Source organism: Gordonia sp. DT30, assembly GCF_049844915.1.
Classification (GTDB): domain Bacteria; phylum Actinomycetota; class Actinomycetes; order Mycobacteriales; family Mycobacteriaceae; genus Gordonia.
Genome location: NZ_JBNCLY010000003.1, coordinates 291,465 through 305,280, shown reverse-complemented (window position 1 = coordinate 305,280; position 13,816 = coordinate 291,465). Strand labels below are relative to the sequence as shown.

General features: G+C 64.1%; 15 protein-coding genes. 7 read left to right on the top strand and 8 right to left on the bottom strand.

The annotated features are described in order from the left end of the window. The first annotated feature begins 32 nt into the window (after positions 1 to 32). On the top strand, positions 33 to 788 hold the full coding sequence (locus tag ACLQ3C_RS05185) for a hypothetical protein (RefSeq protein WP_425703953.1): 756 nt from the start codon (positions 33 to 35) through the stop codon (positions 786 to 788). Here ACLQ3C_RS05185 and ACLQ3C_RS05180 read toward each other — a convergent pair. Beyond that, positions 744 to 1,892 (bottom strand): hypothetical protein, encoded by a 1,149-nt coding sequence (locus ACLQ3C_RS05180; RefSeq protein ID WP_425703952.1) that lies wholly within the window; start codon positions 1,890 to 1,892, stop codon positions 744 to 746. The two genes, ACLQ3C_RS05185 and ACLQ3C_RS05180, sit on opposite strands and share 45 nt — an antisense overlap. Then, a complete protein-coding gene (locus ACLQ3C_RS05175) occupies positions 1,892 to 2,719 on the bottom strand; it encodes a serine/threonine protein kinase (protein ID WP_425703951.1) in 828 nt (275 codons plus the stop codon). The genes ACLQ3C_RS05180 and ACLQ3C_RS05175 overlap by 1 nt, the downstream gene beginning before the upstream one ends. A gap of 152 nt (positions 2,720 to 2,871) precedes the next feature. Here ACLQ3C_RS05175 and ACLQ3C_RS05170 point away from each other — a divergent pair, with 152 nt between their 5' ends. The 3 genes from ACLQ3C_RS05170 (at position 2,872) to ACLQ3C_RS05160 (ending at position 6,313) form a co-directional block, all read left to right on the top strand. Continuing rightward, positions 2,872 to 4,515, top strand: a complete 1,644-nt coding sequence (locus ACLQ3C_RS05170) for a recombinase family protein (protein WP_425703950.1) — start codon at positions 2,872 to 2,874, stop codon at positions 4,513 to 4,515. A gap of 109 nt (positions 4,516 to 4,624) precedes the next feature. Continuing rightward, positions 4,625 to 5,569, top strand: a complete 945-nt coding sequence (locus ACLQ3C_RS05165; protein ID WP_425703949.1) for a DNA adenine methylase — start codon at positions 4,625 to 4,627, stop codon at positions 5,567 to 5,569. A gap of 30 nt (positions 5,570 to 5,599) precedes the next feature. Continuing rightward, positions 5,600 to 6,313, top strand: a complete 714-nt coding sequence (locus ACLQ3C_RS05160) for an HNH endonuclease signature motif containing protein (protein ID WP_425703948.1) — start codon at positions 5,600 to 5,602, stop codon at positions 6,311 to 6,313. A 61-nt stretch (positions 6,314 to 6,374) separates the two neighbouring features. Here the strand turns inward: ACLQ3C_RS05160 and ACLQ3C_RS05155 are convergent, their stop codons facing one another. From ACLQ3C_RS05155 to ACLQ3C_RS05130, 6 genes are all read right to left on the bottom strand, one after another. After that, entirely contained in the window at positions 6,375 to 6,743 is a 369-nt protein-coding gene (locus tag ACLQ3C_RS05155; RefSeq protein WP_425703947.1) for a hypothetical protein, read from the bottom strand. Positions 6,744 to 6,840: 97 nt separating this feature from the next. After that, the gene (locus ACLQ3C_RS05150; RefSeq protein ID WP_425703946.1) at positions 6,841 to 8,028 is read right to left on the bottom strand and encodes a relaxase/mobilization nuclease domain-containing protein; all 1,188 of its coding nucleotides are present in this window, start codon (positions 8,026 to 8,028) and stop codon (positions 6,841 to 6,843) included. Further along, on the bottom strand, positions 8,025 to 8,456 hold the full coding sequence (locus tag ACLQ3C_RS05145; RefSeq protein WP_425703945.1) for a hypothetical protein: 432 nt from the start codon (positions 8,454 to 8,456) through the stop codon (positions 8,025 to 8,027). The genes ACLQ3C_RS05150 and ACLQ3C_RS05145 overlap by 4 nt, the downstream gene beginning before the upstream one ends. Before the next feature lie 178 nt (positions 8,457 to 8,634). Then, on the bottom strand, positions 8,635 to 8,946 hold the full coding sequence (locus ACLQ3C_RS05140; RefSeq protein ID WP_425703944.1) for a hypothetical protein: 312 nt from the start codon (positions 8,944 to 8,946) through the stop codon (positions 8,635 to 8,637). 64 nt (positions 8,947 to 9,010) lie between these two features. Continuing rightward, positions 9,011 to 11,638, bottom strand: coding sequence for a hypothetical protein (locus ACLQ3C_RS05135; protein WP_425703943.1), 2,628 nt, complete (start codon positions 11,636 to 11,638; stop codon positions 9,011 to 9,013). A 445-nt stretch (positions 11,639 to 12,083) separates the two neighbouring features. After that, positions 12,084 to 12,443 (bottom strand): helix-turn-helix domain-containing protein, encoded by a 360-nt coding sequence (locus tag ACLQ3C_RS05130; RefSeq protein WP_425703942.1) that lies wholly within the window; start codon positions 12,441 to 12,443, stop codon positions 12,084 to 12,086. 276 nt (positions 12,444 to 12,719) lie between these two features. Here ACLQ3C_RS05130 and ACLQ3C_RS05125 point away from each other — a divergent pair, with 276 nt between their 5' ends. Genes ACLQ3C_RS05125 through ACLQ3C_RS05115 form a run of 3 tightly spaced genes read left to right on the top strand, consistent with a single transcriptional unit; the run spans position 12,720 to position 13,814 of the window. Continuing rightward, positions 12,720 to 13,001 (top strand): type II toxin-antitoxin system RelE/ParE family toxin, encoded by a 282-nt coding sequence (locus ACLQ3C_RS05125; protein ID WP_425703941.1) that lies wholly within the window; start codon positions 12,720 to 12,722, stop codon positions 12,999 to 13,001. 40 nt (positions 13,002 to 13,041) lie between these two features. Next, entirely contained in the window at positions 13,042 to 13,314 is a 273-nt protein-coding gene (locus tag ACLQ3C_RS05120; protein WP_425703940.1) for a HigA family addiction module antitoxin, read from the top strand. Further along, entirely contained in the window at positions 13,311 to 13,814 is a 504-nt protein-coding gene (locus tag ACLQ3C_RS05115) for an AAA family ATPase (RefSeq protein WP_425703939.1), read from the top strand. Before ACLQ3C_RS05120 ends, ACLQ3C_RS05115 begins: the two co-directional genes overlap by 4 nt. Positions 13,815 to 13,816 lie beyond the last annotated feature (2 nt).

Sequence of the window (13,816 nt, the reverse complement as noted above, 5' to 3'; positions counted from 1 at the left end):
GGATCTCGACCGGTTTGGTGGCAGGACGATGAATGGGAGATTGCACCATGCGCAATGTGATCACCGTAACTTCGTCAGCTTCACTCGGTGGGCAGAGGTTTCAGCCCCTTGCCGAGACTGCACTGCACACCCTCGCACATGCAGCCGCAGCGGCGTTGCCGGGTGGAACAGATGAAGTGCTCCTGGTCCCCGAGATGCCAAGCCCTCTAGGGTTACCAGACTTCACCGCGTTGGTGGGGGGGCAGGAGTGGCTGAGTGTGCGCAGAAGAGCCGGGATTCAGCCGATTCTGGCTGAAGCGGATTGCATTGTCCTCTCGGCGCTGCATTCGGCTCGTCCTCTTTCGGCCGACACTGTTGCTCGGCGGATTGGTTGGTCGTTTGAGTCTCTCGGCCCGGTGTTGACTCGTCTGGAGCGAGCTGGAGCCGTCTGTGCGACACCCGGCGGAGCCCTGCTGGTTCACCCCGCGCTGGTGCCGCAGGGTTCAGTGATAGCTCTTGAAGTCAAGGTTAAGGATTGGCAGAAGGCGGTATTTCAGGGCCGTGCATACCGCACATGGGCTCACAACTATGTCATCGTGCTAGGCGACGTCGGGCAGCTCGCGGAGCGACGCGCTGCTGAACGTGTATCTGATGACGGTGCGGGCCTCTATTCGGCTTCAGGCTGGGTCATCCGACCGCGCACACGCCGACCGGCGGCTGCTAGTAGCTTGCGTGGGTTTGAGTATTTGTACGCCGCGACATCCTCAGTGCCAACCCTCGGAATCGGCGAACAAATTGAGTCCATCTAGGAAGGGCTTGATCCACCGGGCGGGACCGATTTTCGTGCCGGTTACTCGCGTGACCGCCTGCCACTCGGGCCGAGCGGCCTCATAGCGACGGCGCAGCGTATCCACACGGTTACGGCCTGATAGTTGATTCAGTTCGTCGACTATTTCGGTCAGGACCACAGCGTGATGCTTGAATGCTTGTTCAGGCTTCGGGCCGATCGTCCCCGGGGTCAGTCGGGTCGAGAGAGCCGAATCTTCTGAGGTCAGAATGGTGTGCTCGCCGTTGGATAGGCCGCCCATAAGTCCGCGTAGTGTCGGACGCTGATACCAGGCGCCCCCAGCCTGGTCACCATCGCGTTCTTCGAAGTCTTGGTAGGCGCAGATCCGTTGCCGGACATCCCATCCGGTGCCGATCGCCTCTGCACCAGCAGCAACCGCTGGTAGTGCGGCGACGTCACCGAACGCGACTCTAACTGGTCTGTCTTGGCTGAGAGCGAAGGTGGTGCGCATAAGTCCATACACTTCTTCAGCCGTTGCACCGGGCGGCATTGCATTGTCTGATCTAGTGACAACGAGGAGCCACCCGCTGGGCTCTAGCTGATCAAGTGCTCCGATATGAGCATCGAGTTCGGCCCCTGCACTCCAAAACTGCTGGTCGCCAGAGATCGTCAGCCAAGTCGAAGGATTTAACTTGGTCGACTCTTGGCTGAGTTCGAGCGCGCGCTGGCTCACTGGGGTGTCCGGGTACGACACAAGAAGCGACGGGGCGAGAAGTGGGCTTGAGAGTTGGCGCTGAATCTCGTAGACGCGACCGATGTGATCCTCTCTGACTGCGTGCGTCGATAGGTCGCCACGGGTGCCATCCCAGAGCCCCCAAGTGTCGTAGTGACGGAAGTCGCCGGCCCTCGGCATTGTCAATGCGTATGTTGTCGGGTCGAACCAGAATTCCCCACTGGAATCACGAATCAAATCGGCAGTTTCTTGCGCTGACCGCTTGTATCCGTTGGCCGCCTGCGGGGACGTGAATGGAGATAGGTACGCGCCGATTGCATAGTTACCCTTAACGGCGTTCTGCGTCCACCGGGGAAGGGCGTTGCGAGCGGTGTCCTGCAGGAATACGCCCATCACGCCGCCTCAAATGCGCGTTGCAGCACGGAGCCGTTTCTGTACCGGCGTGCGGGCTGCGGGTGCAGCCCCCGCTCGACTACGGAAACTAGTGCGTCGGAGAGATCAGGGCGCACGTCGTGGAGCGGAGAATGCTGCGCAGTTCGGAGGCGTTGTAGGTACTCGTTCTCGTCGCCCTTGTACGGGATGGGTGACTGTCCGGTTGCGGCAAGATAGACCAACGCACAGCAAGCAAACACGTCGGAGGCTGCCGTTGGTGAGCCGGAGAACGATTGCAAATGCTCGGGTGTCATGTAGCCGGGAGTGCCGGGCTGCCCACCGACTGTCAGTCCACTCCGTAGTGTGTGCTTCGCGAAGCCGGGGTCCATCACAACGAACTTTCCGGAAGTCAATCTCTGAACGTTCCCCGGACTCAGGTCGCGGTGAATCACGCCCTTGGCGTGAAGCGCGCTTAGGCCGGCGGCGACATCAGCGCCCAACGTGTGCAAATGCTGTTCGGGCCATCGTGAGCCGCTGAATCGCAGGTCGCTACCTTCAAGGAACTCTTCAAGCCAATACACGGCGACTGGGGGATCGCCAATCTGTTGGAGGTCAGATCTGACGGCAACCACGTTGGGATGTTGAATGCTCTTGAGGAGCCCAACTTCGCGGCGCGCCCGTTCAAACGCCGACGGATCGGTGGCCATTCCAAGGTCGATTAACTTCAGGACGCTCTCTGTTCCATCGGAGAGCGAGACGACGTGGACCTGTTTCTGCCCGCCCTGTACGAGGGGTCGAACCGGCGCGGCGCGTAGTTCGGCGCACGCTACCTGCACTAGATCGGTCATCCACAGATCTTCGCATGAACTGGTCACCAGACGTGCTCCGCGCAGGCGTGTCGAGCGAGCGCGCGGAGACCGGGCCGATCAACCGTGATGTCATCTCTGGGGAACTGTTTCGAGTTCCGTAACCAAGGCTCATCTGAGAGTAGGATCGTTCTATGGTCACTAGCAGTACAAGCGCCGGAAGTGCTACCCGAGCAGCGATCTACCTCCGGATCAGCCAGGACCGCGAGGCGGACGGGCTTGCGCTCAGCCGTCAGCGTGAGGACTGCGAGAACCTGGCCAAGTTCCGGCGGTGGGAGGTCGTCAGAACCTACACCGATCAGTCCAAGTCGGCCACGGACAAGACCGCTGTGCGGCCCGAGTACGACGACATGATCGCCGACTACGAGGCCGGAGCGTTCGACGCGATCATCTGCTGGGACCTCGACCGGCTGACCCGACAGCCTCGCCAACTCGAAGACTGGATCGATCGAGCGGAGGAACGCGGCCTGGCGCTGGTGACCGCGAACGGCGACGCGGACCTGAGCACCGACGGCGGTCGCATGTACGCCCGAATCAAAGCGGCGGTGGCCAGAGCCGAGATGGAACGGAAGTCGGCCCGGCAGAAGGCAGCTCACCAGCAGCGCGCCCGGCAGGGGAGAGCACCGAAAGGCGTGCGCCCGTTGGGGTATGACACCGCTGGCCACCAGATCCCGGCCGAGGCGAAGGCCGTCAACGCAATCTACCGAGCCTTCAACGACGACAAGGGGACGTTGCGAGGGATTGCCCGGGCGCTGTCCGGGAAGCCCGACGAGCAGCACGCAGACGTTCCCCAGCTCCCACGCCACAGCTGGACTCTCAACGATGAGCGCAACGCCCGCAGGCGTCGGGAGAACAAGAAGCTCCCGAAGGAGAAGCAGCAGCCCTTGCGCAAACCGCCATGCGCACCAGACGCGCCGTGGCCGGAGAGTAGCGTCTTAGAGATCCTGCGGAACCCCCGGTATGCGGGATACGCCGTCTACACGCAGAAGAAGGACCGGCGGCAGGCCGTCGCCGAGAATGCGGAGAAGCAAGCTCGTCTAGACAATGGCACAGCCACCGACGAGGACAGGCAGCGCGGCCGGCGCCGGTCGTGGCGCGATCAGATCGTTACCGATGACGACGGTCAGCCGATCATGGGGCAATGGGAACCGATCATCGACGTGGAGACCTGGCAAGCGGTGCAGGCCAAGCTCGACGACCACAGACGGGTGACGAACAGCGGCAGCACCCGACGCAAGCACACGGGATCAGGCCTGTATCTGTGCGGGGTCTGCGGGCTGCCCGTACGCGGGTCATCCCGCGGCTACCGATGCCGGACAGAGGGTCACGTCAACCGCACCGGCGCGCCCATCGACGAATACGTCATGGATGAGATCGCAGAACGGCTGGCATCCGCGCCGGAGGCCAGCGCCACGGTACCCACGAGCGACTCGCCGCAGCTGGCCACAGTCGTCGCCGACCTCGACGGGCTGCACGCTCGCATTCAGCGGGCAGAGAAGGACTACGCCACCAACCTCATCGAAGCCGCCGACCTGAAGCGGGTGCGAGACACCGCGCGGGCGGAGATCGAGCGCCTGGAACGCGAACGGCTGGAATTCACGCGCAACGCCACCACGGTGCCCCTGCTGGGGACGTCGGATCCGGCCGGACTGTTCAAGAGCGCAGACCTAGAAGGCCGTCGCCGGATCATCGACATCATCGCCGCCGTCACCCTGCTTCCGGTCCCACAGGGCCGACGGGGATTCGATCCAGGCACTGTGCAAATCACCTGGAAATAGCCGAGTTATCCACAAGGCCCGTCAGTCGCACTTGCTACTGACTCGAAAGAGAACAACCATGACGATTACAACGGACGCCCGCTCGATCGCACCGACTCGGAGAACAACCATGACCCCACCACCGAACGTAGTCATCGAGCCGACCGTGTTTCCCAAGCACCCGAAGCTCGCCCGCTCCGGTGACGTGCAGCCGTTTCCCTACCAGGGCAGCAAGCGCGCCCTGGCATCCGCGATCATCCCGTTGATGGGCGAATCGGTGCGCGTCGTCGAGCCGTTCGCAGGCTCGGCGGCGCTGTCGATCGCTGCCCGACTCGCTGGAATCTCCGAATCCGGCGTCATCGCCGACGTAAACGGGCCGCTGATGAACCTCTGGCAGGCGATCATCGACGAGCCGGAGAACCTCGCCGACGAGTACGAAGCGCTCTGGATCGAACAGCGCGACGACCCGCGCGCATTCTTCAACCAAGTGCGCGACCGCTTCAACGACACCCACCAACCAGCCGATCTGCTGTACCTGCTCAACCGGATCGTCAAAGGCGCAGTCCGCTATGGCCGCGACGGCCGGATGAACCAGGGAGCTGACCACCGTCGACTCGGTGCCAAGCCCGCCACGGTCCGTGCCCGAGTCACGGGTGCCTCTCGACTCATGCAGAACAGTGAGGTCATCGCGGCGCCCTACGAGCAGGTGCTCGCCAAGGTCGACCCCGCCACCGACGTCGTGTACATGGACCCGCCGTACCAGGGCACCAGCACCTCGCCGGATCACCGCTACATCGCCAACCTGCAACGCGAGGCGTTCGAGGACGAGCTGCGCAAGCTAGTTGACAACGGCGTCCGTTTCATCGTCAGCTACGACGTGATCACCGACGATGCCAAATACGGCGACCCGTTGGATGAGTCCCTGGGCCTAAAGCACCTGCACGTCGCCGCCGGGGCATCCGCGCAGGCGACTCTGCTCGGCCGCAAGCAGCTCAGCGTCGAGTCGCTGTACCTCTCACCGGCTCTCGCCGAGAGCCTCGACACGGACAGGCTGGCAGCGGCTACGTTGTTCTGACGCGTACGGCGCGGCCTCTACACTCGATGGGTGGCAAAACAAGCACCCGTCGAGCTGACCGCCGAAGAGATTGAATGGCTCAAGTCTGTTCCCATGTCGAAGCGTGCAAGGGTCGTCCGCGATCACATCCTTGAGCACGGATCGATAACCACGAAGGTGCTCTCGGACGTCTACGACTACACCCACCCGCCCCGGGCCCGTGGCGATCTACAGGACGCAGGGGTCGGCGTAGGCTCCCGAATGGTCATGGTCGACGGCAAGAGGATGGCCGAGTACTTCTTCACCGGCGCAGCCAACAAGAACGCAGCTGGCCGCGTGGTGATCCCCAAACCTTTCTCTGACGAGCTGAAGAAGCAGGCCGACTACAGGTGCGCCATCTGCTCGGGGGTCTTCGCAGGTCGCGAGTTGCAGGCCGACCACCGCGTGCCCTTCATGATCGGCGGAGACAAGCCGACCTTCGAGTTCATCGACTTCATGCCACTGTGCGCCAGTGACAACCGCGCCAAGAGCTGGTCTTGCGAGCACTGCGAGAACTGGACAGCGCAAGACGTCGAGATGTGCGAGACCTGCTTCTGGGCGCACCCGGAGGACTATGAACACGTTGCAGGCAGCTCGGAACGTCGGCTATCGCTGACTTTCCAGAACGACGACGTAGCAATCTACGACCAGCTCGCGGAAGAAGCCTCAGCGGCCAGCCGAACAATCCAGGCGGAAGCTATCGAGCGGCTTGCCGGAGATAGCTGAGCGCATTGCAAAGCGCCCCACCGGCCGGCCGCAAGCGGCAGGCCGATGGACTGCTCCACTTCTAGACCCGATCCCGACGCCTCCAGTCGCTCACGACGCCGTAAGCCCACACCGTCGAGCGCCACACTCCCCACAGTGCAGCGCCCACGGCCATGACGAACAAGAGTCCCTTCGAGATCAGTTCCGGCTTGGAACCGTCGGTGGTTACCAGCTCCCAGGCGTAGAACACACCACCCATGAGAACCGTCCAAGCCATCAGGATCGCGGCCGCCGGGACCAGCGCCAGGACGAGCGCGCCAAGGGCGTCCCAGTACCGCCGCGCGGCCACCTTGTCGGCAGCGGCGATCAGCTTCTCGACGCGGGCGGTCTTCGCCTTCTCCCCGTCGTCCATCACCTTCTCGGCCTTGTCGACGACTGCATTGGCCACCACGCGGATCTCCTTCGCGGCAGCGGCCCGCACACCAGCGACGGCGCCAGTGGCCTTCTCGGCAGCGTCGGCAGCCTTTCGAGCGTCAGTGGCGGCCTGCTTACTGGCCGAAGTAATACCCTTCACTTCGCTTTTGAGCTCCGTCGTGGCCCTGGCCAAATCCTTGCCGCTGACGCTGTCGGCGAGCACGCTCAACGTCTTCTCGATCTCGTCGAGCCTTTTCCGCACGGGTCCGATCTCGGATGCCGCGCTGGACGGCGGCGGCGTGCTCTGCCGCTGCTGCTCCATCTTCGTCAACCGCCCGGACAGGCTCCGCGTGTCGCTGCCCTGCTTCTCGATGAGGTTGTTGATCGTCGTCGTCAACCCGGCGACGTGTTCCTCGACGCGGGCCTGGCGAGTCAGCAACTCGCGCAACAGCTCCAAGTTCTCGGCGCTCGCCTGCGTGGCCAGATCCTCGTTCTTCATGTCGTTCAGCAACGGCATTGTTCAGCTCCTTCGTCTTGTTCTCTGCGTGGTAGTTGAAGATCTCGTCAGCACTCCTCACACTGAAGTCGGGGGAAAGTGCCTTACCGGACTTCGACAGGAGCTTCCCGTTCTGGTGCCGCAGCTTGTAGCGGTGTTCACCGCTCTTAGCCACGCTGAACTTCACGTCGTGCTCAGCCAGCACGGCTTTGTACGCCTCACGGCCGGTCGAGCGCGGATCACGCAATGAGGCAGCAATCTTGTCGCCCAGGCTCCGCTCGAAGCCGCCGACTTCGTACTGCTCCCGCTGCAATGACCAGTCGACCTTCGCCTGCATGGGGGAGTCGAGCACCTGACAGCCCTCGCGCTCCATAAGGGCGTCGTTGGTCTGGCGGACTCCTTTCGCCCATGAGGTGTTCCGTTGCAACGACTTCCCGGTGATGTTGTCGTTGTTACAGACGTAGACGTGGTTGTGGAGGTGACCGCCCTTGCTGTCCACGTGCGTCACCACGAGGTAGTCCGCGCTGTGCATGTCCTCGGCGAGCATCCGGCCCAGATCGTTCACGCGCTTGACGTCGTCGGGGTTGCGCACGTCGAACTCGTCGGGGCTGAAGTTCTGCGTGTAGCTGTACAGCTCGACCCTGCACCGGTGGTCTTCACAGCGAGCGATGAACTCGTCGGGATCATTCACGGATGAGGAGAGCGCGGCGGCGCGGCTGGTACCACGCCGCCGGTGCTCTTCCTTCTGCTGGCCGCTGTCGCCGTACAGGGCGTAGTCGACACTGGACTGTGCCGAGTGCGACGAACGGACATTGACAGTGCTCATAGCCGGATCCGATCCCCGGCGTCAGCCCGCAGTGCTTCGACGGCAGTGATCATCGGCGCGAGAACCTTCGCCCGGTCGGGATCGGTGAGTACCTCCATTGCCTCGTCGAGAGCGACTGCCCGCGTCTCGTCGAGCTGGCCGCCGTCGAGGAGCAGATCCCGGATCTCGGTGAGCAACTTGACCGCCAGCTCGTCACGCCGACGCTCCCGCCAGAGCACGGAGCCAGCGCGCCGGAGCTGCTCCACCAGCGCGGCCCGCGCCGGGTCCGGACGCCGCGCAGCGGCGCGATGAAGCCTCTCGACCTCATCGCGCCGAGCGTCGAGGCCGTCGCGCGCCAAGGCGCGCAACCACGCGCCGGGCTTGACGCCCAGCGCCGCGCCGCGCGCGTCGATCGCCGCCCGCTCCGGAGCGCTGAAGCGCACCGTCACGCGGGCGGACAGCCGGTCCGATTCGCATGCGGCTTCTGCGGCACTTCCCCCACGGCCAGCAGGGTAATTGTCAGACATCGCTCCGCTCGCCTTCCAATTACCGCTGGCCCCGTCCTCGCTCGCTTCGCTCACTGCGGGCGGGGTCTCTGCTTCCGCGCCATTCATGCGCGCAGCGGTACTACTGGCCATAACCATCACCGCCCCAGGCGGTTTCGCCGACCCCGGCCGACGCGGTGGCAGGCGGCTCCTGCGTCGCCGCCGGCCCATCGGCCGGAGCGTCGTCGACGCCGAACAACTCGTCGCGGATGAGCTTGAACTCGGCGGTGAAGGCAGCGCGTCCGTCACCGATTTTGGAGTGCAGGCGGTTACCGAGCTTGGCTGCTTCGCGGGCGTCTTTCGCCTTCTGCTTCCGCTTCAGTTCGGCAACGCGGGCCTCAGCCTCGGCGAGCAGCTCGTCGAGGTTCTTGCGGGTGTTCTTGTTATCGGTCATTGGATGTCCTCTCGTTGATTGCCGGGTGCTTCCCGGCGGGAATTGGTGGTCGGGGCGAGGCCATTCAGGCGGCGCGTTGGGCACTGTCATCACCCCCGTCGTCGGGAGCCAGCAGGTCCCACGGCGCGGTCTCGGCTGTGGCAGCGCGGATCACCGACAAGTACGGTTCGCAGGCCGACGCCGGGAGCATTTGACCGACGCGATCAGGCCGCCGGGAGTTCTTCCAGTCGGACTCCTTGACAGCGCCGAGTCCCCAGCCGGAGAGCCATTCGAGGCGCTTGCTAACCGAACCGGCCGAAGCGTCGAGCGCGGGCACGTTGAAGCCGACGACGCCCTGACGGTGGCCGATCAGCAAGCTCAGCAGGATCGAGCGGTACGGGTCCGCGATCCGGTGCCCTTGGCCGTGCGAGCGGCGCAGCTCCCACTGGCGCCACTGCTCGACAGTCCGCAGGCAGTAACCCGCGTCAGCGTTGTTCTTGGCGACCTCGCGACCTCGAACGCATTCATCGATGGTGTCCCACGGGCGGGTGTCGAACGACGCGACTTCGTGCGCGGTCCCGGCACTGTCCAACGGGCGCGCGACTGTCATGCTGTCCAGGTCTGGCTGACGCTTGCAGTCGTAGTCCATCGACAGGTGGCGGTCCTCAGTCGAGGCGATGAAGTCCTCACGACGGCCGTCGTTGTACGAGAGCACACGGAACGACGGGAACACCTTCACCGGCGCAGCCACCCGGCCGGACCGAGAGATCACCAGATCGTGGAAGTGCTGACGCTCGCCGCCAGACTTCCGGATCACGTCCGGGGTCTTGTAGCTGTTCTTGGCCAGCACGCCACCCTCGTTGAGAGCGACATTCCCCCGCGTGGTGATGTTCAGCAGAGCGGCCTGCTCGTGCTTGACCTCCCAGACCGAGCTGTCACCGTCGGCGAGCAGTGCGCGCGACTTCGCGGCCAGCGCGGACAGGCCGAACAGGTCGAGGCCGCTCACGACGTCGAACGGCGCGTCGCTGATGAACCCATCGGTCGTCACCGAGAAGAACCGGAAGCCCGCGTCGGACAGCTGGATTGCCGCAGCGAGCAGTTCCGCGCGGACGAAGCTTGTGGTCATCGCGGCGTGGTAGGGAGACGTGATTGCAGAGCCGCCGACGGCATCCATGATCTGCTCGAAGGCGTCCCAGGCATTCTGCTGCGAGACGTCCTGCGCGGTCTTGCCGTAGGTGCTGTTGGCCATGGTCTTGATCGCCAGTTCTTCCAACGACTTCTTGCCGAACCACTCCCGAGCAATCACACGGTCCTTGACCATCTGCATGACGCCCTCGCGCAGAGCGTGAGACGGTTCGCCGTACTGATCGTCGAGCGGCCGCAGCGCGAACCCGAGCTGGCAGTGCACGCGAGCGCCGACCTTCAGCGCGAGATGGATCTCCGGTGCCATGGCGTGTGTGCCTGACCGGCCGGCCGACGACAGGACGTACATCGGGGCACCGTCGGTGAAGATCGGCAGGCACGGGAACCGGGTCTCGTCGGGGAACTCGAACTCGACCCAGGCGACGAACGGCGTCACCGGCGATGGGACGTCGTTGAGGGTGAGGTCCCGGTTCTGGATCAACGTCTCGATGACACCGTCCGGATGCGCCCAATCCACGTCCCGCACAAGGGACATCGCCGTCGGATAGGCCCCCTGGAGGTCGTAGTCGAACGTCATCGCGTCGTCGTGGTAGCCCGGCATCGGGCACATATTCAGCCCGCCGTGGTAGCCGTTGGCGCACATGTCGATGACCGCCCGCGCCGCACCGTCCACGGGAACCTTGCCGCGCTTCTCGTAGTACGAGCGGTCACTCTCGTCGCGCTTGACCTCGGGGTCGCGCTTGACCAGACCACCGAACTTCAGCGAGAACTCGTCGTCGGTCAGACCGCCCCAGTAACCCTTGACCGATTCTTTGAAGGCGTTGGCCGCGCCGCTGGACAGCGTGACTGGTGGCTTAGTGTCGGGACCGTAGAGACGCTCGGTGTACTCATGCACGACAACGGGGTCATTGGCGCTGTACCGGAGGAACAGCACCAGGTCCTCCCGACGCAGCAGGTCCATCCGGGAGATCGCGCCGTCGGGCAGTGCGACCTTGGGCTGGCCGCAGGCGGCACCCAGTGCGTCGAGCGTCTTGGAGCCGGCCGGCGCGTGGCACATTGTGTCGCTGACGGTGACCGAGAACGGGAACCAGTTGTTGCGGGCATCGTCCATCGCACAGACACGGAAGCTCTGCAGCGTGACCAATCCACCGGCGGCCGACGTGAGGTTCTTCATCGGGTCCGGCTGCACTCGCCGGAACGCAGTCATGTCCGCCTTGCCGAAGTGGCAGCGCAGATCGATCGACACGCCGTGACGCCTGTAGGCGCGGCGACGGCGTGCCCGGTCACGCTCGTCGCGGTCGAGTTCGTCGTCTCCCTCGGCCGCGAACCCATCCATGCGCACACCGCGCGCACCGATACCCGACTTCGCACCCAGACGATGTCGCCACAGCTCCGCCTCGCGCCAGACCTCCCGGAGCGCGGTGGCCAGCCGCAGCCGCGCCAGCGACAACGGCAGGAAGACGACGAGCACCATATGAGATGGGTCCGCCGGATCAGGCGTCGCGAACTGGTACGAGACGATGGCGCGGTGGTTGTCGGCGGTCTGCACGAACTCGGTGTCGAACGACACCGGGATGACCGCCTCACCGGTCCCAGCGGCCCGGATCGTAGCCAGGTCACCGAACGCACGCGAGCGTCCGTCACAGCCGCCGGAACCGGACTCTGTGACCCCGACGGGGTCGGGGTCACAGGTTCCCTCCCATGGGCGCTTATGACCCCCATGCTTGACCTGCGGTTTTGCGACGATCTCTTGACGCAGCGATTCTTGCTGCGTCGGATTCAAAGTCGATTCACCCACTCGTATCGCACGCTTCGACAACACCAGGAACGGGGCGTGAGAGCCCCCGAAATGCTGTCCTGGAGCTCCCGGACGGTCCACCCGTCGGCGGCCAGCACGTCAGTCGCGGGATGGCTCAGATCGACGTCGGAGCGTGTCACCGCGATAGGATGGTCGGGAGAAATAGAGATCTCGGAGGCCCCGTCAGCATCGCTGGCGGGGTTCTTCTTCGCAATCATCAGGCACCGACTGCCTGACGCCGAGCGAGCTGCTCAGTGAACGCCTTGGAGAGCGCGCGGACCTGCTCATCGGAGAAGGCCGGTGCCTGGCCAGCCACGGCTGACGCAGCCGCTTCCACGTCGTCGTAAGAAGGCGGCACCGCCCGCCGGGTCAGCCGGTCGAGGTCGTACTTGCGCACACGCCAGGACCGACCGACCTTCTCGGCGGTCGGGAAGCGGCCTTCGTTGACGTAGCGGCGCAGCGTGGACCGGGCGCCATAGTGTTCGGCCTCAGCTTCGGAGAGCCAGAGCCATCGGTACGGATCGTCGTGGCCAGGTTCGACCTGAGGGGTATGAGCGTTCGAGGTCGCCAGTGTCATCGGAAATTCCCATGTTGGAATCTCCGGGAGGAGTGCGTCGCCGGCTGCTTCCCTGGTTCACGGATAGCTACACCAGGACCTCGTACGGACTGCCGCCGTAGCCGCAAATTCGCGTCTGAAGACGGTCGCTTATGCGTAGCGTGCAGTGACGACCACTATACCCCAACTCGCGACTGACCAGCGGGTATGCGCTCAGTTATGCCAAACTTACGAAATGCGGTCGAGTTCCGGTTCAACGTCTAGCGTTAATGACGGTGTCCGTTACGCACTGGTCTCGTGATCAGATCGTTCGGCAGCAAGGACGCCGAGCGCATCTGGCATGAGCAGTACGTCAAGCGCGTTGACCGGACGGTGCAGCGGGCGACCTTGCGGAAGCTCGAGCTTGTTCATGCGGCGAAGGACGTCGAGGACCTCAGGGTCCCGCCAGGCAACCGCCTGGAGCGTCTGGTCGGCGACCGGCGCGGGCAGCACAGCATCCACGTGAACGCGCAATGGCGTCTGTGCTTCGTCTGGAGAGATGGAGGTGCGGACAATGTCGAACTCGTCGACTACCACTGAGAGTGACCTGATCGAGCCGATCCACCCGGGAGAGATCCTGATGGAAGATTTCATCGAGGGCTTCGGGATCACGCAGAACAAGCTTGCCGTGTCCATCGGTGTGCCGCCGCGCCGGATCAACGAGATCGTGCACGGCAAGCGGGGGATCACCGCTGATACGGCGATCCGTCTGGCGCGCTACTTCGGAACGTCCGAGGAGTTCTGGATGAATCTGCAGTCGAACTACGAGCTCCGGCTCGAGCGCCGTGCACTGCGCGACAAGGTTGCTGCGATCACGCCGTTGCACGTCGCACGACCGGGCATCTCATCGTGATCTCCGGTCTTCCGGGCTTCGGAAAGACAAGCGTTGCTGAGATCGCCGCCGCGCGCACAGCCTCGGTGCATCTGTCCATCGATGCCGTCGAGGAGCCTATTCTCGCCTGCGGTTTGCAGAGAGGATGGCAAGTCGGCGTCGCCGCGTACGAAGCGGCTCGCGCGATGGCGGAACCGAACCTTCGCCTCGGTCGTAGCGTCATCATCGATGCGGTGAACGACAGCGAGGATGCCAGGCTGACCTGGCGTGCTGCGGCCGCGCGCACCAGTCCTCGTATCGACTTCGTACACCTGGTGGTCGCGGATTCGCAAGAGCATGAACGAAGGCTCAGCGGCAGGGATCGCAGTCTCGCATACGTCGGCGAGCCGACCTGGGCGGAAGTGCAGCGCCGTCGAGCCGACTATGCCGCGTGGTCCGATGAGGTCTTGGAGTTCGACACGGCAGCGCGGACTGTGGATGAGGTCGCAGACGCACTTTCCGCGCGGGTCGGCGCGAGATGAGG